This window comes from Bacterioplanoides pacificum, from assembly GCF_042648445.1.
GTDB classification, from domain to species: Bacteria; Pseudomonadota; Gammaproteobacteria; order Pseudomonadales; family Oceanobacteraceae; genus Bacterioplanoides; species Bacterioplanoides pacificum.
The window spans coordinates 636132-657668 of sequence record NZ_JBHRYB010000001.1 but is presented as its reverse complement, the minus strand read 5'-3'; the positions used below and the strand labels follow the sequence as shown (position 1 = coordinate 657668).

The following is a 21537-nucleotide window of genomic DNA, read 5'->3' as shown; positions in this document are numbered from 1 at the left end:
TAACAGCCTGTTAGTGATTAAATTCCTGCTCAGAAATAACCTGATAGGCATTTTGTTCAGCCAGATATTCCAGCAATACCACCCGGTCTCCTCTGGCAAACTGACTATCCGGCAGGGAACGGACTTTAAGAATAAGTCCGGCACCACCATCTGCCAGCATGGCCTCACCAAAATGTTCATCAACACGAGCAGTGCGAACAATGGCAACCTGGCCCAATACCTTCTTCTCGGTATGTTGTTCGGTTGCCTGAAAAAATGAACGTAACGGTTTAATAACCTGGGCTGTAATTAAAACCGCCAGGTATAAAGAGACCAGCAATACCGGCACACCCGCCAGCCAGCGCAATAGCCCATCGGGAATCATGCCGAATAAGAAGTGCACACAATAATAACTGATCAGCCAGCCGAATAAGGCGATCAGAGAAACGATGACAGTCAGCGGAACCCCGACCAGGCCGAACCGCAATAACAATCCGGCTAACGCATCTGCCGTGCTGTGATTACTGTTAATATCCAGGTCGGCATCACCGTCCGGCAAGTCCAGATCGAGAATATCAATATCCACCAATCCTAATACCGCCACCAGCCAATATAAGACAGCCAGCGCCAGTAAAAAGGTAAAAACAGCCGTCGGGAACGACGCGATATTCTGATAAAAAGGATTCATTCCTTCGGTCAAAAAGATGGCAAACATCCCTACTCCCTGTGCCTCATTGAATAACCAGCCGCCACCGCGGCAGCTGGCCGGCAGTTTACATCAGTTTTTCTTACTTTTGATACGGGCCAGAATATCATCGGCACTGTGCCCCCCGACAGCAATACCCGCCTGCTCCAGTTTTTCCTGCAGCGAAGCATCGGTTGTCTGTTCCGCCATTTCCGTTGCAGCTTCCATTTGCGCATCACGCAACGCCTGCTTTTCTTTAATACGTTCCAGCGATTCCATGGCAGTATGCAGTCGCGAGTGTGAACCACTATGACGTTCAGCCACCGCAGCCTGTGCGCGCTGTACATTTTCAGTGGCCTTCACCGTGTCAACCTGCTGTTTTAAACGCTTAATATTACGCTCTGTTTGCGCAATGGCCGTTTTTAATCTGGCAGCACTGGCGGCATAGCCATTACCAGCTTCCTGCTCAACAGCGAGCTGCGACTCAAGTTCAGCAATTTTACCGGCCACATCATGCGCCAGGCCTTCATCACCTTTCTCCAGCGCCTTCAGCGCATAACCTTCATGTTCTTCAATCTGCTGCTGCAGCGCCTGGCATTTATTTTCTGCCACCTTCTGACGCGCCATAATTTCAGCCAGACTGTTTTTCGACTGAGTCAGTTCAGTGGCGGCATCGCGTACTTCCTGATCCAGAATACGCAACGCCTGGCTATCAACAATGGCTTCACCGGCTTCCGTTACACCACCGCGCAAAGCGGACATCATTTTTACCCAGATATTCATATCGTGCTCCTTGCCTTAATTGGCAGCCAGAGGAAGGGTTAAAAACTCGCCATAGGCTTCAGTAGCCTGAATGACGTTACTGGCCAGGACTTCAATTTCAAAAATAACATTGGCCAGTAAAGACGTGGCACTGAGCGCACCAAACATGTGGTAGTAGTCCTCACCGTCAACCTGATCAAGACTGATGGTCGATAGCGGCAGATATTTATGGGTACGCAGGACGGCATCATTAAACTGCACCAGGTCACTGACATCAGACGCGGACCACAACACCGCTTCAACAATAATCTGATCACCGACCACCGTTAAGAACAGCGGCAGATCGCCATATTCATTCATTACAATATGCAAAGCCGGATCAACACCATCGATCAGCTCAATGGTTGCCCGCTGCTCAGCAAACAACTCCGCCTGTCGCAGCGCGTCATACAAGCTGGCAGTCGTCCAGCGTTTGATGTTTTCAGTCATAGTCACAACTCCTGTTGTTTCGCTTACTTCGCCGGGCTTACGCAGCTGTTTTTCAAACTCCGACAACTGCTTGGCATGCTCCGGCAGAATCCATACTTCCTTCTTGACCAGCCCCTGCTCTCGCAAACGGCGGCGGTATTCTCGTTGATAATGGGCTGACGATTTTGCTTTCATACAGGCAGACTACCCTCCTCACATGTAACAAGTCAAACAATTACATGTAATAAAAATCCAGAACAGACGGTCCCGGCCATGACTGATACCGGCCGTTACCATACCGCAGAAATACAAAATACAGGCGGAGCGCTGCTGACACTGTGAAACAGTCGTGGCACTTTGCGCTACACTCTGACGCCTGATAACGGAGGCTATTATGAAATCATCCCTGCAACTACTACTCTGGTTCGCCATTCTGATGCTTGCCAGCTGTGCCAATCTGCAGCAACTGAGTCAGGCGCAAAAACCCACAGCAGCAGTAACCAGTGTCGCAGTGGCCAATTTATCACTCACCAGCATCACCCTGAACGCCCGGATTAAGCTCGACAACCCCAATCCGTTTCCACTGACAACAGCCGGGCTGACACTTGATCTGGCCATCGCCGGCCAATCACTGGCACAGATCCAACAGCCGGATACCCAGCTGACCCTGCCCGCATCCGGCAGCACCACAACAGAACTGCCAATAGTGCTGCGTTTTAAGGAGTTATTTGCGGCAGCGGATCATGCCCGGCAACAGAACGAAGTTCCTTACGGCCTGAGTGGTAAAATTCGTATCCAGGTGCCTGTCCTGGGTGACATTGCCATTCCGCTGGAATACGAGGATGTGTTACCCGTTCCACGCCTGCCTGACGTACAACTGAAAGATGTTGAGTTGCTGGAGGCCGGCTTCAGCCAGATCAAGCTGCAACTGCAACTGGCACTGGATAACCCCAACAGCTTTGCCTTAACCCTGCAACAACTGGGTTTTAATCTGCAGGCGATGGGCAAAACCCTGAGTTCAGCAGAGCTGCAGTCGGTTACCCTTGAAGCGGGAGAGCAACAAACGGTGTCATTACCCATCAGCCTGCGATTAAGTGATGTTGGCGCTGCGCTGCTGAATTTGCTCAACAGTGACCAGCCGACCAAGTTTATTGTCGATGGTCATGCCAGACTGATTCCGGCACTGCAGAGCTGGCAGGCAGAAGCGCTGACATTTCGCTCAGAAAGGCTGATCAACCTGTAATCAGCCAGGCAGCAGTTACCTGCATATAATCAATGGCACCGCGCGGGTCAGCCAGCGCGGGGAACAACTGACTCTGAACCCGGCGGATGCATTAGGCTGCCACTCGGTCAGGCCATTAACCATCACAGCAACCAGTCACGAACCACTGACCGCTTTGTGGTTTGATTTGCCGCCAGTAGCACTATGAACACAACAGGTTCATACTGCGCCAGTCACAATTAACAAAATACACAGTATGATTCCTTACGATCAGCCACTGTTCTGGGTTCTGGCCGTCATTGGCCTGATTTTCACCGGCATTTCAAAATCCGGCTTCGCCAGCGGAGCCGGAACCGTCGTGGTGCCCCTGCTGACTTTGACGATGCCGCTGTCCAGTGCGGCCGCTCTGGTTTTGCCGTTGCTGTTATTAATGGACGCCCGGACTATCTGGCATTATCGCCAGCATGTGATCAGATCCGAATTACAACATATTATCCCTGCCGCTCTGGCCGGCATTCTGCTCGGCAGCCTGGTACTGGGAAAACTCCCCGAAAGTGTGTTGCAACTGACACTGGCTATTCTGTGTATCCTGTTTGCCTGCTGGCAACCACTGACCCGCTACCTGTCTCAGCTGCGCGGTGCCGCCTGGTTATGGGGCGGCATCGCCGGCTTTACCAGCACGTTAATTCACGCCGGCGGACCGCCGATCAACATCTACCTGATCGGCCGTCAGCTGCCTAAATTGCGCTGGCTGGCGACCACCGCCATCTTTTTTGGCGTGATGAACAGCGTAAAACTGGTGCCGTATTATTTCCTCGGTCAATGGCATCAGACCCTGCTTCTCACAGCTCTGATTCTCGCTCCCGTGGCATTAGCGGGCGTCTGGCTCGGCCATAAAATTCAGGGGCGTATCAGCGAGGTACGCTTTATGGCATTGTGCCGGGTGTTATTGCTGAGCTCCGGGGTGATTTTGCTTGGTAAAGCCTGGCTGTAACCGTCAGGATTCAGAAGCACCAGGCGATAAAACGACTGATTTTTTGCCCCTGAGACATCTTCACCACTTCGGTTTTTTTCGCCCCCTGGCGTTTCAGGTATTCCAGCAACAGCGGGACATTATCCTGCTTCGACACCAGTGAGGTGAACCAGTCGACCTGACACGAATATTCCCGACTTTCCCGCGCCATCCGCTGCAAAAACGCCAGCTCCCCACCGTCGCACCAGAGTTCATTCTGCTGACCACCAAAATTACGCTGCTCAGCCCGGGCTTTCGCCTTACCCCACGGGTCTGACGACACTCCATCCAGCTCCGGAGCAGAGCTCACGACTTCCTGGCGCTTTTGCTGATGGCGTGACAGGTTGCGCTGTTTTCGCTGATTTTCGGCCTGCGCCTCTTCAGCAGAAGCATAAAACGGCGGATTACACAGCGTCAGCTGATAATGCTCCCCCGGCTGAATCAGGTGCTGAAAAATGGCCTGCGGTTGTGACTGCTGGCGTAACTCAATCTGATCGGCCAGCTGCGGATTCGCGGCCAGAATGGCGCCACCATTTTCCAGCGCAGCGGTATCAATATCACTCGCCACCAGCTGCCACTGATACACAGCAGCCCCCAGCAGCGGATAAATCAGATTGGCACCGGTACCGATATCCAGCACCGTCACCCGGCCCTGATCGAGCTGATATTTTTTCAGCAGATCCGCCGCATAATGAATGTAATCAGCACGACCAGGGATAGGAGGGCATAAATAACCGGCCGGAATGTGCCAACCATGAATACCGTAATGATGCTGCAGCAATGCCTGGTTCAGACATAAAACTGCCTGCTGATCGGAGAAATTAATGGTTTGTTCACCACGTGGATTCAGCGTCAGGTGCGCCTCCAGCGCTGGCAAAGTCGCAACCAGTGCCGCCATGTCGTAGCGCCCCTGGTGAACATTACGACGATGCAGTCCGATTGTTTTCCCAGCTCTGGCGGCCGCTTTCGTTGCCGGCTTTTTCGCGCTGGCAACCGTCGCTGATGCTTTACGCACCTGAATTCTGGGCTTGCGCTCAACCGCTTCACCCGACAATGACAGACGTTTGCGGGCAGCCGGAGGCCCGGATTTTTTACCTGAATGAGACACGCTAACAACACCAGAAAAATAATACGCCAGTTTACCACAGCCAGGGCCAGCGACGCTCTGGTCTGACCCTTTTCAGCCAGCGCCAGCCAGATTGAATAAAAGTTCAGTTAATGCCGTTTTTCATGCCCTGGCGCCTATGATCGACGAAAACGCTGAGGTAGAATCGCGCCGTTTTTTACCGTGAACTCAGGAGTTCATCATGGAATTAATTGCCGACCAGGGGTCTGTGTTTATTATCCTGGCCTGCGTCTTTGGTGCATTTATGGCCTGGGGTATTGGTGCGAATGACGTTGCCAATGCCATGGGGACCTCCGTTGGGTCTAAAGCCATAACCATCAAACAAGCTGTTTTAATTGCCATTGTCTTCGAGTTTGCGGGTGCTTTCTTTGCCGGCGGCGAAGTCACCGCGACCATTCGTAAAGGCATTATTGACCCATCATTCACCGCCGATTCTCCGGAGTTATTAGTGTTTGGCATGTTGTCAGCACTGCTGGCAGCGGGCACCTGGCTGCTGATTGCGTCGTTTCGGGGCTGGCCGGTTTCCACCACCCATTCCATTGTTGGCGCCATTGTTGGTTTTGCCGCCGTTGGCATCTCAATGGATGCGGTGAACTGGGGTAAAGTTGGCAGCATCGCCGCCAGCTGGGTAGTCTCTCCGGCTGTGGCTGGCAGCATTTCATTTGTGCTGTATAAAACCGTTAAACACTGGATTCACGACAGCAGCGATCCTTTTCGTCAATCTAAACGCTTAGTGCCCTTTTATATTCTGCTGGTTGGTTTTGTTATTGCGATGGTGACACTAACCAAAGGTCTGAAACATCTGGGGCTGAACCTGTCGTATCAGGATGCCCTGTGGATGGCTACCCTGATCGGCCTGGTTGTTATGGCCATCGGCGCTTTTTTTGTGCAGCGAATTCATGCTGATCAGGAAGTGTCAGAAGCGATCCATCTCGCTAATGTAGAAAAAGTCTTTTCCGTTCTGATGATTTTTACCGCCTGTGCCATGGCATTTGCCCACGGTTCCAACGACGTGGCTAATGCCATCGGTCCGGTGGCTGCGGTCGTCAGCATTATTGAACACGGTGGTGAAATTGCTGCTAAATCCGCACTGCCAATCTGGATTTTACTGGTTGGCGCTCTGGGCATTGTGGTGGGCTTAATGACCTTTGGTCACCGGGTTATCGCCACCGTTGGCAGTGGTATTACTGAGTTAACGCCAAGCCGTGGCTTTGCCGCCACCCTGGCCGCAGCCACCACAGTTGTGGTCGCTTCCGGCACAGGTTTGCCCATCTCGACCACCCATGTCCTGGTGGGTGCCATCCTTGGTGTTGGCCTGGCGATGGGAGCTGACTCCCTCAATATGAAAAAAATCGGTTCTATTTTTGTGTCGTGGATTGTCACCTTACCCGCGGGTGCCGCTCTGGCCGTGATTTTCTTTTATAGTTTCACAGCCATCTGGGGCTGAGTTTCTGCCAGCCACAAAAAATCCCGCCCGGTATCCTCTACCGGGCGGGATTTTTCATATCTTCAGCTCAGCGTCAAATAAAGCTTGGGGCTATTCCCATTCCCCACATAATCACAGTAATCGCCATACAACCCACCAGGGCACACAAGCCAACCGTTAACACCGAGCTGGCAAAAATAAAACCACGCTCTTCCGGAATATCCATAAAAATCGGAATGCCGCTGTATAGCAGATACACGCTGTAAGCCACAGCAGCCAACACGACAAAAAAGTCGAGCCAGAGAATAGGCACCAGGCCGATAAAACCGGCCAGGAACATTGGGGTAGAAGTATATACGGTAAATATCAGGCAACGCTCAAAGCTGGCCGTCACCCCAAAGGTACGTTCCATCCAATACATGCAATAAGCAACAAACGCGATCCCGACCAACAGGGCAAAATAAAAGGCAATGGCAATGGGTACAGCGCTCTCAGTGCTGAGCTTCACCACATCACCGCCGGCCACACTCCAGCCCATCTGAGTGGAGCCGATAAACAACGAAACCGGCGGAATCAGAGCCAGTAACAAAGCATAACGCACGAATACCTGCACCAGACTGGGAGCCCCTTCTTTGCGAATGGCATCCCATTCCTCCCGGGGATGATATAACAAGCCGAACATATGATTGGGAAACATACGCAGTATCCTCTGCTTTGTGGACTTGCCTTCAAGCTATACACAGTCAGCAGCGGACACAAGCTGATGGAAAAACCTGATCTAAAAACTCGGATTTACAGTGCCCGATCCTCTAAAAAACAGCGGTAGGAAAAATCTGCGTCAGAGACCGCAGATTAGCCGCGGCAACCTCTTCCACTTCAGTGCCGGTTAACGCCGCCAGTATGTGTCCGTACAGAGGTACAGCGACCGGACTATTGATTCCGGCATTAAAAAAGGACGGACGCATATCCGGCGCATCACTTTCCAGCAGCCAGCTGTGTAACGGCAGCTGCTGAAGGGTACGGCGCAGTTTTTGTGCCCGGGGAAAGGTCATTGCCCCACCAATACCGAGCTTAAAACCCAGTTCCAGCCAGCGCTGGCCCTGCTGCACACTGCCGGAAAACGCATGCACAATCCCGCCCTGACTGAAGCGCTGGCGCCGTAACCAGGAAGCGGCCTCATCATGGGCACCACGAATATGCAAAATCAGCGGCAACTTTTGTTGCTCAGCCAGCGTTGCCTGCTCGGTAAAATACCACCACTGCTGTTGTCGTGCGGCATGTTCATCCGCCGTTTGCCTGGCCAGCGTCCAATCGAGTCCTATTTCCCCCACGGCAATGGCCTTATCCCGCTGCAGCAGCTCTGCCAGCCGGGCGATGTCTGCAGACTGATGCTGCGCCAGAAAGTACGGGTGTAATCCCTGAGCATAATGCCAGGCCGTTGCCGCACAAAACGCCGGCAGTTGTGCACTCTGGTGCAGATGAATACCCGGAATAATTAATCCGCTGAGCCCCAGCGACTGCGCCAGCTGCCAGTGTTGTGAGCGATGCAGGCGAAACGCATCAAAGTCAAAATGACAATGACTATCGACCCATTTTAACCGGGCTAAGGCATTATTGGCTGCCATCGGCTGTCCTCTGAATCATTACAGACTTGGCAAGTTGCGCCAGAGCTGCTATTTGTTTACCAGTTTTGGCCATTTGTAGCGGATGACAGTCATGGAATTAGACGCTCAGGAACTGCGTGAACACATCATTCGCCCCACCCTGCGCTACCTTGGCAAACAGTGTGCCGCGACCGAGAATCTGCTATTGGCCCAGACCCAGCTGCCGGACACAAGCTGCCTGACCAACAAAAGTTATGGCATTTATCATATTGATGCCGCCCTGCATCAGAAAGTCTGGAATCAGCACCTGGCATTCGATCCGGAACTGGCGAGTAAAATCCGTGGCCTGGCATCACAGCGGGAATTCCTGAATAACCCACATATCGAACTGGCCACCAATTTATCCTACGCCACGGCGATCGCCTGGGCTATTCACCTGGCATTCCCTCAGGTGAAACACAGCCGCTGTCCGCCAGCAGCGGCTAACAGGCCCTAGTCAAAGCGGACATTACAGCCCGCTAAGCCGCAATAACCATTGGGATTTTTCGCCAGATACTGCTGATGATAGGTTTCGGCCAGATAATAAGGCCCGGCTTTTTTGATTTCGGTGGTAATCTCAGCCAACCCCTGCTCGCTTAAGCGCTGCTGATAGTGCTGTTTACTCTGTTGCGCTAATGCCAGCTCGTCGTCGTGCAACAGATAAATCCCCGAGCGATACTGAGTGCCGATATCATTACCCTGTCGCATGCCCTGGGTCGGATCGTGACTTTCCCAGAACACTTTTAATAACGCTTCCAGCGTGGTTTGCTGCGGATCGTACCAGATGCGCACCAGTTCATTATGACCGGTATGGCCACTGCACACTTCATCATAGGTTGGATTGGGGGTGTGGCCTGCGCCATAACCCACTGACGTTACTGCCACACCAGGCTGCTGAAAAAAGCGTCGTTCCGCCCCCCAGAAACACCCCATACCAATGATCAGCTGTTTTAGATATGCCGGGCAATCGCCGTCAAAACGTTCACCACTGACAAAATGGTGGGGATCAACCGTCAGCGGCTGATCCCGGCCTGGCAATGCCTGATCGGCGGTGGGTATAGACATTAATTTAGGACGCCACATAATGCAGACCTCTCGATGATGTTAGGTAGGGTTATGACCGCAAAAGCGCAACACTATTCACTCAATTTTCACGGCACAGGCAGTGGCGGTCAAATAACCATGGGCAGTTCGGCGGCCACTCTGGAAAACGATGGCCAGGCGGTGCTGCTGATTGACTGCGGCCCCGGTACAATTCACAGCTACCTGCAGCGTTACCAGCAGCTTCCCAAAGCCATTTTTATCAGCCACTGCCATCTGGATCATATCGCTGATCTGGAAATTTTAACGGTTCGCTTAAAGTTGCAGCAGCAACAACAACAACAACAACAACAACACAATCTGCCGTTAACGCGGCTATTTGTGCCTCTGAATTTGCTGACCACTTTACATCAGCGCTTAGCAACTTACCCGGAGTTTGGCACCATGGCCGAAGGTGGCCACGACTTCTGGCAGGCCTTTCAGCTGATTCCGGTTACTGATGAGTTTTACCACGCCGGGCTGCATTTTAAACTGTACGCCAACCGCCATCACGCACCAAACTCCGGTTTTTCTCTGCACCTGCCCGGGGTATTTTTTTACAGCGGCGACAGCCGTCCGATCCCGGAGATATTGCATCATAAACTCACAGGTAATGAGGTTATTTGTCATGACTGTGGCCTGCACCCGAATCCGTCCCACACCGGCCTGAGCGATTTACACGAATACCGGGAAGATATACGCCAGCGACTGGTGTTGTACCATTACGCCAACGAACAGGCAGCAGAGCAATTACAACAGGCCGGTTACCGCGTTGCCCGGCCGGATCAGCCCATTGAATTAAACGGTAACCCATCTTGACGCAGCAACCACAATCACCACAACAGCCGTTAAACACATGCATACAACAGATGCTGAGCGATGCCAGCGTCAGTATTCAGTCCTTACCCCAATGTGAGCAAATTAAACTCTGGCTGGTTGAACCTGAGGCGATGCGGCGCCCTTTCAGCCAGCAAGAAATATTATCCATTCAGAGCTATCCGGCTTACTGGGCATTTTGCTGGGCCAGCGGCCAGGTATTAGCGCGTCAGATTTTAGCCAATCCACACTGGGTAAAAGATAAAAAAGTGATGGATTTTGGCGCTGGCTCCGGAGTGGTGGCCATCGCTTGTGTCATCGCCGGCGCACGCGAAGTGATCGCCTGCGATATTGATCCGGATGCGTTATTGGCCTGTGCTGCCAACGCCCGGTTAAATCAGGTGGATTATCGCTTACACGGTGATTTATTTGACTTCAACGAACCACTCGACCTGCTGATTGCCGCCGACGTGTTGTATGACAAAGCGAATTTGCCACTGCTGGACATATTTCGGCAAAAAGCCAGTAAGGTTCTGGTAGCCGATTCACGGGTGAAAGATTTTAATTTCCCGCCCTATCAGAAAATTGGTCGCCAAGAATCCTTTACCGTCCCCGATTTGGATGAACTGGATGAGTTTCGCTGGGTGAATTTATATCGAGCCTAAACACAGGCAATAACCGGATTGCCTCTCCTCGTCGGTGAAGCAATCCGGTTAACACGATCAGCCGTATTTAACGGCACAGAATCAGGCTACGGTTGCGGAGTCACATCCACCAGAGTCGTTACCACCTGCTCAAAGTCAGCCTGCTGCTGAGCATCACTGCCGAAACCGACATAAGTTTCAAAGCCCGGCGATGATACCGATGCCGTCGCGAATTCCACCCCAACACTGTCCTGACCGTCCAGGATGGTATTCTTATCACCAAACGCCGGATACAGATTCGATGCCCAGGCATTGTGTGTATCGCCGGCCAGTACAACCAGGTTTTTATTATAATACTGGGCCAGACGCAGCATCTTTTCACGTGCGACCGGATAACCATCTCAGGCATCCAGATTATATGGCGCCACGGTTTCTATACGTGCTCTTTCGGCATCCGTCACACCTGGGTCACCCTGCAGAATACAGCCTTTGATTTGTGCCAGTTCGCCTAACAACTGTGCCGTTTGTTGTTGGGCTGCGCTTGCATCCTGGCCGGCAGAAATCAGTTTTTCGATCTTGCTCAAGCTCAGCAACAGTTCCGCCGGTACTTTAATATGCCCCATCAGAATCTGCTGCCCTAACACCTGCCAGGTCGCGTTCGAATCACGCACAGAGGCATCGGCAAACTGCTGCTGCTCGTCTCCCAGCAGTGTGCGGGATAAATTGCCTAAGTCGGCGGCAAATGCCGCCTGGTCAATGCCGGTTTCACTGATGTAGTCATCGTAAGAAAGCGACTTATCGCGCGCGAACTGGCGAGTATCCAGCATAGTCAGGTTGACCAGGTTACCGAATTCAAAACCCCGCCAGATTTTGGCGTTATCCGCACCGGTACGGATCGGCAGCCACTCGTAGTAAGCCTGGAAAGCCGCAGCACGGCGCTCAGCAAACGAACCTTCACCGTCGTTATGATTTTGCGCACCACCTTTGTAAGCGTCGTTGGCTAATTCATGGTCATCCCAGACACAGATAAACGGCTTAGCCGCATGAGCCGCCTGCAGATCCTGATCACGACGGTACAGGCTATAGCGCGCCCGGTATTGCTCCAGGGTAATAATTTCGCCACCGATTTCTTCCTGACGACCAGCTGCCACGTCTTCGGCGGCCGGATATTCACCCGCTTTGTATTCGTAAATGTAATCACCCAGAAGCACCACCGCCTGAGCATCTGAGCCTGCAATTTCTTTATAAACATTAAACGCGCCGTAAGGGAAATTGGCACAGGAACACACCGCCAGCTTAACGTTACTGTAACTTTTTGTTATTTTATTGATATCGGCGTAATCCGTCTCAGAATAACCCAGAGCGCATATTTGGCGGCTGAGCGCCCGCATAGCTGGCTTAAAAAAGCCTTTTTCCGTACACTTGGCGGCTCTTTTATCTGACACTGGTTGCCCTACGGATGCTCGACAAAAACGCCCTTACACAGCTTAAGTCCCTGAAACAGGAAATTCATGACAGCACACCCCGTCATGAAGGCCGGGTCAGGGCAACCACTGGCCGTTTTGGCTTTGTAAATACCGATGACAAGCAGCAGTTTTTCCTGTCACCGGATGAGATGGAAAAGGTATTACCCGGCGACCGGATTGCCTTCCGGGTAGAAGCAGCCGGTGAGGGCAAACAACAAGCCATTATTGAATCAGTCAGCAGCAGTGAATTAACAGAATTTTTTGGCCGCTATACCATTCGCGGTAAAGGCCACTTTATTGAGCCAGACAACGATCTGCTCAACCGCTGGATTTTTGTGCCACCCAACAAACGCCTGAAAGCCGAAGAAGGTGATCTGGTGCGGGCACATATCAGTCAGCATCCTTACCCGAACGGCCGTGCCCAGGCGCATATCGATGAAATTATCGGTAAGCCCGGGGATGATCATATCGAACACCGCTTTATCATGACCAAAGCGGGCCTCAGCGCCGACTTCAGTGACGCTGTCAGTACCCAGGTGAATGAACTGGTTAATCAGGGACTGGAAGCCGAACTGAGTAAACGTACCGATCTGACCCATCTGCCATTTGTCACCATCGATTCCGCCGGTACCCGTGACATCGACGACGCCCTGTACGCCGAGGCTCACAGTCAGGGCTGGTCTTTATGGATTGCCATTGCCGATCCTGCGGCACTGATTCAGGCGGACAGCGAACTGGATAAAGCGGCCGGGCAACGTGCCACCTCATCGTACTTCCCCGATCAGGTATTACCTATGTTGCCGCCAGAGCTGTCCGAACAACTGTGTTCGCTGCAGGAAAACGAATTACGTCTGGCAATGGTGGTAGAACTCAGAATCGCTGAAGACGGCAGCATCGAAAGCACCCATATCCACAATGCCAAAATCCGCAGTCAGGCGAAGTTAAACTACCCGCAGGTCGCTCAGTTAATCAAAGGTGAAGAAAACGATGTGCCTGCCGAGCTGCATGGCCATGTGATCCATCTGTATAACTGCTCACAGGCGTTAAGCCAGTATCGCGCCGCACACTGCCTGGTGATGGAAGAACGTCCGGATTACAAAATCATTACTGACGAACAGGGCAAAGCCAAAGAAATTGTTAAGCTGGAACGCAACCAGGCACACCGTCTGGTGGAAGAATGTATGCTGGCCTGTAACCGCTCTATCGCTGATTGGTTAGCAACACAAAACAGTGGTTTCTTTATTACCCATAACGGCGTACGCACCGAACGGATTGGCGAAGTCGTGGCCCTGTTGCGCGAACAACTCGATCTGGAACGTAAACCTAAGATCCAGCAACTGGAAGAGTTTGTTGAATGGGTACAGAAAGCCGAACAAAGCGGCTCTGATTTACCATTACGCACCATCATCAGCCGTCAGCTGGAGCGCAGCAACCTGTCACTGGAAGCCGGGCCACACTTCGGCTTAGGTTTCAGCCACTACACCACCTTCACCTCACCGCTGCGCAAATACAACGATCTGCTGCTGCATCGGGTGATTAAAGCATTGCTGGAACAGGCACAACCGGCCCTGCCATCCACCGAACAACTGGAACAGATTCAGCAACGTCAGGCCAACAGCCGTATCGCTGCATCCCAAAGTGAAAGCTGGCTGAAACTCGACTGGCTGAAACGGCAGGACAAGAATACCCCCTACGACGCCACCATCGTTCATATGAATTCGATGAACTTTACCGTGCGCCTGGAAGACAGCGGCATCGAAGGCACCATCGACCGCCGTAAAGTGAAAGGTGACTGGACCTTTGAAACCAAAACCCTGACTCATCGCAGTGGTGATGCCTGCTTTAAACTGAATCAGAAAGTGCAGGTTAAAGTTCAGGAAATCAAACCGCTGGCGCGTTCAGCGCGGTTTGTACTGGTGGATGGCGAACAATAAAAAACCGGGAAAACTTTTCCAGAGTTGCATAAAAAAAGCGCTGCCTTTCGGGCAGCGCTTTTTTTTGACGGGCAATCAGCGATCAGAAACCGACAGCGAAGTTCGCACCAAAATACGCGCCTTTCACTTCCACGTCCGTTTCGATATCGGCCAGATCTTCATCGGTCTGCAGCGTCAGGCTGCGGTAACCGGCTTCCAGACCCAGATCAACCACCGGAATCGGCAGGTCATAACCAATGCCGTAAGACAGGTCTTTCATTTTGTTATCGCCGTAGCCAATGTAGTTCACATCCACCTGACCATAAACACCAAACGGTGTGTTCACTTCCACTTCGCCGTATAACAATGGCATCACAAAGTCCAAGTCAACAGGTTCATTCTTTTGTGAATTCGTCTTACTCGTTACTTCAGCTACCCCGTCAAACTGACGCGCCGTCAGACCGAAGTTTACATCAACAAAGGGCACTGGCAGCGGCACGCCCCAGATCATGGTCAGATCGGTATGGCTGAGATCGAACGTTGAGGTGACGTCTTCACTGAAGGGTTTATCGCCGAACTTCGCATTGATAAATCCATCACCTTCCAGTTCCAGCGCTGTCTTTTTCAGCTGCAGGTTCGGGATAAAAGGCAGCGGATGTTCAAAATACAGGGTCAGTTGCTGGCCGTTATCAGAATCCAGGTTCAGGCCATCACTTTCAACCGACACACCATCGTCCAGCTGGCCACTCGGCTCAGCATTCCAGATGCTGGCTTTTGCGCCAACAGTAAATAATAAATCGGCTTGTGCCGCCATCGGGGTCAGAGCTGCCAGCAATGCAGCGATCGCAGTCTTTTTCATGATTCATTCCTGTAAATTTTGTAGTTTTCCAACAGACCGGATTCGGTACGTCACGGGCTTATTACCCGACATTTTGTGTTGTTAGTTTGCCTGCAAATTCTGAGATTGCAAATAGAATGCCTTCTCACACCTGCTGTGAAATTAGTACCATAAACGATCCATAAAAAAGCCCTGCTGGGTTCCACCAGCAGGGCTTTTTACATTATTTTAACAACTCACTGCGACTCAGAAGGTCATACCGATACGGCGGCCGACTTCTTCATAAGACTCAACCACGTTGCCCAACCCCTGGCGGAAGCGGTCTTTATCGAGTTTTTCACGGGTTTCGGCATCCCATAAGCGACAACCGTCCGGCGAGAATTCATCGCCCAACACCACTTCACCTTTAAACAAACCAAACTCCAGCTTGTAGTCGACCAGCAGCATACCGCCGTCAGCGAACAGCTGCTTCAGCACTTCGTTCACTTTAAAGGTCAGTTCTTTCATTTTGTTCAGGTGTTCTTCTTCGGCCCAGCCGAATGAACGGGCGTGGTATTCATTCACCATCGGGTCGCCCAGCTCGTCGTTCTTCAGGAACAGCTCAAAAGTGGGTGGCACCAGGTCAATACCCTCTTCCACCCCCAGGCGCCGTACCAGACTACCGGCCGCGACGTTACGAACAACACATTCCAGCGGAATCATATCCAGTCGTTTAACCAGAGACTCGGTATCCGACAGCAATTTTTCAAAGTGAGTCGGAATGCCCGCTTCACTCAGCTTGCTCATTACAAACGCATTGAACTTATTATTCACCAGACCTTTACGATCCAGCTGCTCCATTTTTTTACCGTCAAACGCCGAAGTGTCGTTGCGGAATTGCAAAACCATCAGGTCGTTATCATCAGTGGTGTAAACGGATTTCGCCTTACCAGAGTAAAGCAGTTCGCGTTTTTCCATAGGAGTCTCTCCGGAAAAATAGTTTAAATAGTCGGTCGGCAAACGGCTTGCCGGCCAGAATGCTTAGTTGGGCTACGCCAGCGAATACCATTCAGATACTTTATCCTGCTCCAGCAGGGTTACTTCATCCGGCGTACAGTTTAATACCGGCGCCAGTAACTGCCGTACCAGAGTACGGTTGTTGTTTTTTTCACTGATATGCCCGGCGGTAACCCGTTTTAATCCGGGCCAGTGAATCCGCTGCACCAGCTCGGCACACTGGTGATTGTTCAGATGGCCATAATTGCCGGCAACCCGGGCACGCAGGCTGGGCGGATAAGGCCCTACCTGCAATAATTGTGGATCGTGGTTGGCTTCAATCTGTAATGCATGACAGCCGGCATAATGCTGCAGGATATGGGGAGTTAATGACCCCAGATCTGACAGAATTCCCAGCTTAAAACCTTCCGGATTACTCATCACATATTGCAGTGGTTCCTGGGCATCGTGTGGCACCACCACCGGCAACACCTGCATTCCCGCCAGCGTCAGTACTTCTTCCGAACGGATACAATGCCACAACGGATGCGACAGCCAGTCCATTTTACGGGCCGTACCAAACGACGCATAAAATGGAATCTGCAGGGTTTCACACAGCGTCTGTACCCCTTTCGCATGATCACCGTGCTCATGAGTCACCAGCACGGCGGTTAACTGAGCCGGATCCAGATTTAATTGCGTCAGCCGTTCGAGAATGACCTTGCGGCTGAAACCACAATCCACCAGCAAACATTGCTGCTGATAGTCAATTACCGTGGCATTGCCGCGGCTGCCACTGCCTAACGATGCGTATCTCACTGATCCAGCTGATTTTTCACTTCGGTTAATACCCGCTGGGTGACATCGGCATCTGCCAGATTATCGGCATCAGTTAACAACGACAGGTAAACCCCTTGCCGTGAGCGATTCATTTTTAACAGATAGTTGGCGCTGGTAACCAGCTCTTCACCCCAGAGTTTCCCCCACCAGCTACGGGTATCCTCAACATCCGTTTGCTCCAGCTGCAGATAATAGGTACCGGTACTGCGGTTTAAGTCCGTCAGCTTTAAATCAGACGCCGCCAGCGCTTCGGTAACGGCAGCCCAGGACGCGGCATACCCCAGATCCATACGCAGAATCTGTGTACCAGCACCGTCTTTATCAAGACGGGGATTCAGGCTGTCAGCCCGATACTGCGCCAGACTGGTCACGCCGGTATCGTCGACCTGCTCAACCACCAGTGGTAACGGACGTGGCGTTGCAAATTTGTCCGGCCGCCGGGTTTCCACCGGCAATGGCGGAATCACATTGGCATCCCGCTGCGCCAGCGGAGCCTGTCCGGCCGGGGTCTGCAACTCCGGCTGAGGCTCCAGTGTCAGATAGTTATCAGCACGATCCTGGAAAGTATCACCAAACAGGAAACTACAGCCGCTTAACAGAGCACTGCTGAGCAGCAGTGCAGACGTACAGATACGCTTCAAGGTCATATCATCCGATCAGGTCAAAGCCTGCCATCGCCAGTTCCAGCTTGGCACGATAGCGGTTATCCAGCTCAACCAGAGGCAAACGAATGCCTTTGCCCATATAGCCCATTTTGTGCATCGCCCATTTCACCGGAATCGGATTGGCTTCGCTGAACAGGTTATTATGTAATGACATCAGCTGATCATTCAGCGCTTTGGCTTCGTCGGCTTTACCATCCAGCGCCAGCATACACAGCTGATGCATCAGTTTAGGAACCACGTTAGCCGTCACTGAAATATTGCCTTTACCGCCCATCAGGATCAGCTCATAAGCTGTCGCATCATCACCGGAATAAACCGCCATGCGGTCACCAACCAGATCAATCACCTGGCGCGCACGGGCCATATCCCCGGTCGCTTCTTTAACGGCCACAATCTGTTCAACATCGGCCAGCGCAGCGATGGTTTCCGGCAACATATCACAGGCGGTACGGCCCGGAACGTTGTAAAGAATCTGTGGAATATCAACCGCCGCGGCAATCGCTTCATGATGCGCAATCAGACCACGCTGAGGCGGTTTGTTGTAGTACGGCGTCACCAATAATGCCGCATCAGCGCCCAGAATTTTGGCTTCCTGCGTCAGCTCGATGGCTTCGGAGGTGGAGTTAGCACCGGTGCCGGCAATGATCGGACGACGACCCGCAGCCACTTTAACAACCCGCTCAATCACCGCACAATGTTCTTTGGTGTCCAGTGTCGCAGACTCACCTGTTGTACCGACAGCAACAATTGCATCGGTACCTTCCTTTATATGGAATTCAATCAGGCGATCGAGGGAATCCCAGTCGACCTGACCGTCATCGTGCATCGGGGTAACCAAAGCCACAATACTGCCGGTAATCATTGAGCGATACTCCAAATTCTGAGCGTAAAAACAGAGGCGCAATACTACTGATGCCGCGCCCCGGACACAAGAGACAAGGTGAATTCTGCGTCTCAGTCGCCGCTGGCTGGCGGCTCAGTCTCGGCCAGATTCTGGGAATCCGGCCAGGCCTGTAACACCGCTTTAAACAGGGTTGCCAGCGGAATTGCAAAAAACACCCCCCAGAAGCCCCACAAACCACCAAACACCAGCACCGCAACAATAATGGCAACCGGATGCAGACTGACCACCTCCGAAAACAACAGCGGCACCAGAACATTGCCATCCAGCGCCTGAATAATGCCGTACACCACCATCAGCCAGACAAAATCATTACTCCAGCCCCACTGCACATACCCCACCATGGCAATCGGAATGGTGATCACCGCGGCCCCGATATACGGAATCAGCACCGACAAGCCGACACCAATCGCCAGCAGAGCCGCATAATTCACCCCCATGATGATAAAGGCGATATAGGTCACACCACCCACAATCACGATTTCCAGCGCCTTACCACGGATGTAATTGGCAATTTGTTCATCCATCTCCGCCCACACCCGGTTCAGCATGCTGCGTTTGCGCGGCAAAAACGACGTACACCAGCGCACGATCTGATCGGAATCCTTCAGCAGGAAAAACACCAGGATTGGCACCAGCACACAATAAATCAGCACCGCCATCACACCGGTAATGCCCGAAATCGAAAAACTGACCGCCAGCTGTCCCATCCTGGCCAGCTCATCACCGATTTGCTTGGTCCACTGATGCACCTGGTCATTGCTGATCAGGTCGGGGTATTTTTCCGGTAATAACATCAACAGCGCCTGGCCTTTACTGGCCATCTTGGGCAACTCATAAAAAAACTGACTGGTCTGTTGCCAGATTGCCGGCATGATAATAAACAGCAGTGCCAGAAACACACCGATGAACAACAGAAACACCACCACCGTCGCCCCCAGATGCCCCAGGCCACGTTTTTTGCAGTAGTTCATACCACCTTGCAGCAAATACGCCAGCACCACAGCCGTCAGAAACGGAGCCAGCACCTGCCCAAGTGTGACAATCACCAGCAACACCGCGGTAATCAGCAATAACAGCAGCAAGGCTTCTTCGTCAGAAAAATAACGATCCACCCAACGGCGAACGACAGTAAACATAGCCATCAGGCTCCCTTTTTAATCCAGTACTGATAACAATCCTGTTCATCACTGGCATGCAGCAATTCATGACTGGTCAGTTCAGTAAACTTTTTGATATCACGCCAGGAACCGGCATCTGTGGCAGTGACCCACAACACCTCCCCGGGGTTCAGCTGCTTCAGTGCCAGCTTGGTTTTTAACAGTGGCATCGGACATTCCAGACCACGAGCATCCAGATGTTGCTGATAAGAGATTGAATTAGACACACTTCACGCCTTTTGCCAAACTGGCCGGCTATTATATACCTAAGCATTGCTGACGTAATCGCCCCACAACGGCCATCAGCCGCAATCACTGGCCAGTCTTGCCGAACTTTGCTTTGCCTTTGCAGAACTTTTCAGGCGACCGGCTGGTCGATATCGCCACGTAAGGGATAATTGAATATTGGACATTCTGAACCGGGAACCCGACTTTTGAAATCAGCCGCCTGTTTATTCAGCCTGCTCGCCGCTCTGCCATTCAGCACTCAGGCAGGCAATTCGGATCTGCCCGACCTGGGAGACAGTGCCTCCAGCTATGTGTCATTACAGGAAGAACACCAGCTGGGGCGGCTGTGGCTGCGACAGTTACGGCGCCAGGCTAATACCATGGAATCACCACTGGCCAATCAGTTTCTGGAAAATCTGATTTACCGCCTGATCCCGCACAGCGAAGTGAAGCTGTCTGATTTTGAGTTTGTTATCATCGACCGCGAAGAACTTAATGCCTTCGCCGTTCCCGGCGGCATCATCGGCATTAATTTTGGTATTTTTCTGCACGCCCGCGACGAAGACGAGTTGTCTGCGGTACTGGCCCACGAACTGGCCCACCTGAGTCAGCGTCACTTTGCCCGTCAGATTGAGCAGGCAGAAAAACAACAGCCGGTTGCTATCGCCGCGTTATTAGCCAGCATCCTACTGATTGCCAGCAATAATGCCGACGCCGGTTTCGCCGGACTGGTCACCAGCCAGGCTGCTTCGGTACAGAATCAACTGGCTTACAGCCGGGAATGGGAACGCGAAGCCGACCGCATCGGCATGAAAGCCCTGGTCGGCGCCGGCCTCGATCCACACGCCATGCCCAGTATGTTCCAGGCCATGTTACAGGCCAATCGCTTCAGCCAGCGGCCGCCTGAGTTTCTGCTGACCCACCCGGTGACAGAAAACCGGGTAGCCGATGCCGCCGGGCGGGCCGAAAATTACCCACACAAACCCAGGCTTACCAGCTTCACCTTCGATATTCTGAAAAACCAGGCGCGCATGCGTTATCAGCTGAATGCAGCTGAACAGCAGCAACATTTCGAACACCAACTGACCCTGAACAGCAAACACAGCCAGCCTTATGCCGCCGCACAACTGGCTCTGGCACAACTGGCCGCCGACAAACGCGATGCCGCCAGCGGGCTTAAAATACTGCAACAGATGGCCGCCCCCTATAATGAACACCCGGCCGCGGTCTCGCTGCAGGCCCAACTGTTACGATTACAAGGAAATAATCAGGCGGCACTGAAGGCACTGGATGAAGCCCTGGTCTTTCAGCCCGGCAGCTTTGAATTAAGCAGTCGCAAGGCCGATATTCTGATGGCCGACGAGCAATACGACAACGCCAGCCAACTGCTGAAACAGCTGTCTGAGCAACGTCCGGGTTATCCACACGTGTGGCGCAACCTGGCGGCCGCCGCCGGTAAAAACCAGCAAAAGACCTTGTCGCACCGGGCTAATGGTGAATATCTGTTTATCACCGGCTTTCAGGCGAAAGCCTTGCGGCAAATGGAGCTGGCCCTGAAGCAGGCCAAAAAAGAAGGGGATTTTCTGCAGGAAGCCGCCATCAGCCGCAGAGTGCGGATCATGGCCAACAGCCCGACCCGCTTTGGCAACTGAAAACGATCCGATCGCCGCGTTTCTAATCACGGCGTT

General features: G+C 52.4%; 23 protein-coding genes and 1 pseudogene. 8 read left to right on the top strand and 16 right to left on the bottom strand.

Annotated elements, in window-relative coordinates; genetic code table 11:
* Positions 1–10 precede the first annotated feature (10 nt).
* The 3 genes from ACFOMG_RS03025 to bacA form a co-directional block, all read right to left on the bottom strand.
* Positions 11–694 carry a DUF1449 domain-containing protein gene (locus ACFOMG_RS03025; RefSeq protein ID WP_376864727.1) on the bottom strand — a complete coding sequence of 228 codons (684 nt, stop codon included), beginning with the start codon at positions 692–694 and terminating at the stop codon, positions 11–13.
* Between the two features lie 63 nt (positions 695–757).
* Positions 758–1447, bottom strand: coding sequence for a PspA/IM30 family protein (locus ACFOMG_RS03020; RefSeq protein ID WP_376864725.1), 690 nt, complete (start codon positions 1445–1447; stop codon positions 758–760).
* Between the two features lie 15 nt (positions 1448–1462).
* Complete coding sequence (gene bacA / locus ACFOMG_RS03015) at positions 1463–2089, bottom strand: biofilm formation regulator BacA (RefSeq protein ID WP_376864723.1); 627 nt, start codon at positions 2087–2089, stop codon at positions 1463–1465.
* Positions 2090–2288: 199 nt separating this feature from the next.
* Between bacA and ACFOMG_RS03010 the strand changes: the two genes are divergently transcribed.
* The gene (locus tag ACFOMG_RS03010) at positions 2289–3137 is read left to right on the top strand and encodes an LEA type 2 family protein (RefSeq protein WP_376864721.1); all 849 of its coding nucleotides are present in this window, start codon (positions 2289–2291) and stop codon (positions 3135–3137) included.
* Between the two features lie 235 nt (positions 3138–3372).
* Positions 3373–4110 carry a sulfite exporter TauE/SafE family protein gene (locus ACFOMG_RS03005; protein ID WP_376864719.1) on the top strand — a complete coding sequence of 246 codons (738 nt, stop codon included), beginning with the start codon at positions 3373–3375 and terminating at the stop codon, positions 4108–4110.
* Between the two features lie 10 nt (positions 4111–4120).
* On the opposite strand, the gene rlmF is transcribed toward ACFOMG_RS03005, so the two are convergent.
* Complete coding sequence (gene rlmF / locus ACFOMG_RS03000; protein WP_376864717.1) at positions 4121–5236, bottom strand: 23S rRNA (adenine(1618)-N(6))-methyltransferase RlmF; 1116 nt, start codon at positions 5234–5236, stop codon at positions 4121–4123.
* Positions 5237–5435: 199 nt separating this feature from the next.
* On the opposite strand from rlmF, the gene ACFOMG_RS02995 reads away from it, so the two are divergent.
* Entirely contained in the window at positions 5436–6701 is a 1266-nt protein-coding gene (locus ACFOMG_RS02995; protein ID WP_376864715.1) for an inorganic phosphate transporter, read from the top strand.
* A gap of 73 nt (positions 6702–6774) precedes the next feature.
* Here the strand turns inward: ACFOMG_RS02995 and ACFOMG_RS02990 are convergent, their stop codons facing one another.
* Together ACFOMG_RS02990 and ACFOMG_RS02985 are read right to left on the bottom strand one after the other, a co-directional pair.
* Complete coding sequence (locus tag ACFOMG_RS02990; RefSeq protein WP_376864713.1) at positions 6775–7377, bottom strand: Yip1 family protein; 603 nt, start codon at positions 7375–7377, stop codon at positions 6775–6777.
* A gap of 112 nt (positions 7378–7489) precedes the next feature.
* On the bottom strand, positions 7490–8305 hold the full coding sequence (locus ACFOMG_RS02985; protein WP_376864711.1) for a TatD family hydrolase: 816 nt from the start codon (positions 8303–8305) through the stop codon (positions 7490–7492).
* A gap of 91 nt (positions 8306–8396) precedes the next feature.
* Between ACFOMG_RS02985 and ACFOMG_RS02980 the strand changes: the two genes are divergently transcribed.
* Positions 8397–8780, top strand: a complete 384-nt coding sequence (locus ACFOMG_RS02980; RefSeq protein WP_376864709.1) for a hypothetical protein — start codon at positions 8397–8399, stop codon at positions 8778–8780.
* On the opposite strand, the gene msrA is transcribed toward ACFOMG_RS02980, so the two are convergent.
* The gene (gene msrA / locus ACFOMG_RS02975; RefSeq protein ID WP_376864707.1) at positions 8777–9388 is read right to left on the bottom strand and encodes a peptide-methionine (S)-S-oxide reductase MsrA; all 612 of its coding nucleotides are present in this window, start codon (positions 9386–9388) and stop codon (positions 8777–8779) included. The genes ACFOMG_RS02980 and msrA overlap by 4 nt on opposite strands.
* 51 nt (positions 9389–9439) lie before the next feature.
* Between msrA and ACFOMG_RS02970 the strand changes: the two genes are divergently transcribed.
* Both ACFOMG_RS02970 and ACFOMG_RS02965 read left to right on the top strand, forming a co-directional pair.
* Entirely contained in the window at positions 9440–10222 is a 783-nt protein-coding gene (locus ACFOMG_RS02970; protein WP_376864705.1) for an MBL fold metallo-hydrolase, read from the top strand.
* A complete protein-coding gene (locus ACFOMG_RS02965; RefSeq protein WP_376864703.1) occupies positions 10219–10884 on the top strand; it encodes a class I SAM-dependent methyltransferase in 666 nt (221 codons plus the stop codon). The genes ACFOMG_RS02970 and ACFOMG_RS02965 overlap by 4 nt, the downstream gene beginning before the upstream one ends.
* 86 nt (positions 10885–10970) lie before the next feature.
* Here ACFOMG_RS02965 and ACFOMG_RS02960 read toward each other — a convergent pair.
* Positions 10971–11252, bottom strand: a pseudogene (locus ACFOMG_RS02960) (alkaline phosphatase D family protein); the annotation flags it as partial.
* Between the two features lie 12 nt (positions 11253–11264).
* Positions 11265–12308, bottom strand: coding sequence for an alkaline phosphatase D family protein (locus tag ACFOMG_RS02955; RefSeq protein WP_376864701.1), 1044 nt, complete (start codon positions 12306–12308; stop codon positions 11265–11267).
* Between the two features lie 14 nt (positions 12309–12322).
* On the opposite strand from ACFOMG_RS02955, the gene ACFOMG_RS02950 reads away from it, so the two are divergent.
* Complete coding sequence (locus tag ACFOMG_RS02950) at positions 12323–14263, top strand: VacB/RNase II family 3'-5' exoribonuclease (RefSeq protein WP_376864699.1); 1941 nt, start codon at positions 12323–12325, stop codon at positions 14261–14263.
* An 82-nt stretch (positions 14264–14345) separates the two neighbouring features.
* Here the strand turns inward: ACFOMG_RS02950 and ACFOMG_RS02945 are convergent, their stop codons facing one another.
* From ACFOMG_RS02945 to ACFOMG_RS02915, 7 genes are all read right to left on the bottom strand, one after another.
* Positions 14346–15101 carry a TIGR04219 family outer membrane beta-barrel protein gene (locus tag ACFOMG_RS02945; RefSeq protein WP_376864697.1) on the bottom strand — a complete coding sequence of 252 codons (756 nt, stop codon included), beginning with the start codon at positions 15099–15101 and terminating at the stop codon, positions 14346–14348.
* 225 nt (positions 15102–15326) lie between these two features.
* Positions 15327–16037: a phosphoribosylaminoimidazolesuccinocarboxamide synthase gene (gene purC, locus ACFOMG_RS02940; protein WP_376864695.1), complete on the bottom strand. Its 711-nt coding sequence runs from the start codon at positions 16035–16037 to the stop codon at positions 15327–15329.
* Between the two features lie 72 nt (positions 16038–16109).
* Positions 16110–16874, bottom strand: coding sequence for an MBL fold metallo-hydrolase (locus ACFOMG_RS02935; RefSeq protein ID WP_376864693.1), 765 nt, complete (start codon positions 16872–16874; stop codon positions 16110–16112).
* Entirely contained in the window at positions 16871–17542 is a 672-nt protein-coding gene (bamC, locus tag ACFOMG_RS02930) for an outer membrane protein assembly factor BamC (protein WP_376864691.1), read from the bottom strand. Before bamC ends, ACFOMG_RS02935 begins: the two co-directional genes overlap by 4 nt.
* A 1-nt stretch (position 17543) precedes the next feature.
* Positions 17544–18422 carry a 4-hydroxy-tetrahydrodipicolinate synthase gene (gene dapA, locus ACFOMG_RS02925; RefSeq protein WP_376864689.1) on the bottom strand — a complete coding sequence of 293 codons (879 nt, stop codon included), beginning with the start codon at positions 18420–18422 and terminating at the stop codon, positions 17544–17546.
* A 92-nt stretch (positions 18423–18514) separates the two neighbouring features.
* Complete coding sequence (locus ACFOMG_RS02920; RefSeq protein ID WP_376864687.1) at positions 18515–19606, bottom strand: AI-2E family transporter; 1092 nt, start codon at positions 19604–19606, stop codon at positions 18515–18517.
* Positions 19606–19848 (bottom strand): sulfurtransferase TusA family protein, encoded by a 243-nt coding sequence (locus ACFOMG_RS02915; RefSeq protein ID WP_376864685.1) that lies wholly within the window; start codon positions 19846–19848, stop codon positions 19606–19608. Before ACFOMG_RS02915 ends, ACFOMG_RS02920 begins: the two co-directional genes overlap by 1 nt.
* 207 nt (positions 19849–20055) lie before the next feature.
* On the opposite strand from ACFOMG_RS02915, the gene ACFOMG_RS02910 reads away from it, so the two are divergent.
* On the top strand, positions 20056–21501 hold the full coding sequence (locus ACFOMG_RS02910; RefSeq protein WP_376864683.1) for a M48 family metalloprotease: 1446 nt from the start codon (positions 20056–20058) through the stop codon (positions 21499–21501).
* Positions 21502–21537: the final 36 nt, after the last annotated feature.

Bases quoted from the DNA above. Each gene is read 5' to 3' on its own strand.
- ACFOMG_RS03025 (WP_376864727.1), bottom strand. From the start codon at position 694: ATGTTTGCCATCTTTTTGACCGAAGGAATGAATCCTTTTTATCAGAAT.
- ACFOMG_RS03020 (WP_376864725.1), bottom strand. From the start codon at position 1,447: ATGAATATCTGGGTAAAAATGATGTCCGCTTTGCGCGGTGGTGTAACG.
- bacA (WP_376864723.1), bottom strand. From the start codon at position 2,089: ATGAAAGCAAAATCGTCAGCCCATTATCAACGAGAATACCGCCGCCGT.
- ACFOMG_RS03010 (WP_376864721.1), top strand. From the start codon at position 2,289: ATGAAATCATCCCTGCAACTACTACTCTGGTTCGCCATTCTGATGCTT.
- ACFOMG_RS03005 (WP_376864719.1), top strand. From the start codon at position 3,373: ATGATTCCTTACGATCAGCCACTGTTCTGGGTTCTGGCCGTCATTGGC.
- ACFOMG_RS02995 (WP_376864715.1), top strand. From the start codon at position 5,436: ATGGAATTAATTGCCGACCAGGGGTCTGTGTTTATTATCCTGGCCTGC.
- ACFOMG_RS02990 (WP_376864713.1), bottom strand. From the start codon at position 7,377: ATGTTTCCCAATCATATGTTCGGCTTGTTATATCATCCCCGGGAGGAA.
- ACFOMG_RS02985 (WP_376864711.1), bottom strand. From the start codon at position 8,305: ATGGCAGCCAATAATGCCTTAGCCCGGTTAAAATGGGTCGATAGTCAT.
- ACFOMG_RS02980 (WP_376864709.1), top strand. From the start codon at position 8,397: ATGGAATTAGACGCTCAGGAACTGCGTGAACACATCATTCGCCCCACC.
- msrA (WP_376864707.1), bottom strand. From the start codon at position 9,388: ATGTCTATACCCACCGCCGATCAGGCATTGCCAGGCCGGGATCAGCCG.
- ACFOMG_RS02970 (WP_376864705.1), top strand. From the start codon at position 9,440: ATGACCGCAAAAGCGCAACACTATTCACTCAATTTTCACGGCACAGGC.
- ACFOMG_RS02950 (WP_376864699.1), top strand. From the start codon at position 12,323: ATGCTCGACAAAAACGCCCTTACACAGCTTAAGTCCCTGAAACAGGAA.
- ACFOMG_RS02945 (WP_376864697.1), bottom strand. From the start codon at position 15,101: ATGAAAAAGACTGCGATCGCTGCATTGCTGGCAGCTCTGACCCCGATG.
- purC (WP_376864695.1), bottom strand. From the start codon at position 16,037: ATGGAAAAACGCGAACTGCTTTACTCTGGTAAGGCGAAATCCGTTTAC.
- bamC (WP_376864691.1), bottom strand. From the start codon at position 17,542: ATGACCTTGAAGCGTATCTGTACGTCTGCACTGCTGCTCAGCAGTGCT.
- dapA (WP_376864689.1), bottom strand. From the start codon at position 18,422: ATGATTACCGGCAGTATTGTGGCTTTGGTTACCCCGATGCACGATGAC.
- ACFOMG_RS02920 (WP_376864687.1), bottom strand. From the start codon at position 19,606: ATGGCTATGTTTACTGTCGTTCGCCGTTGGGTGGATCGTTATTTTTCT.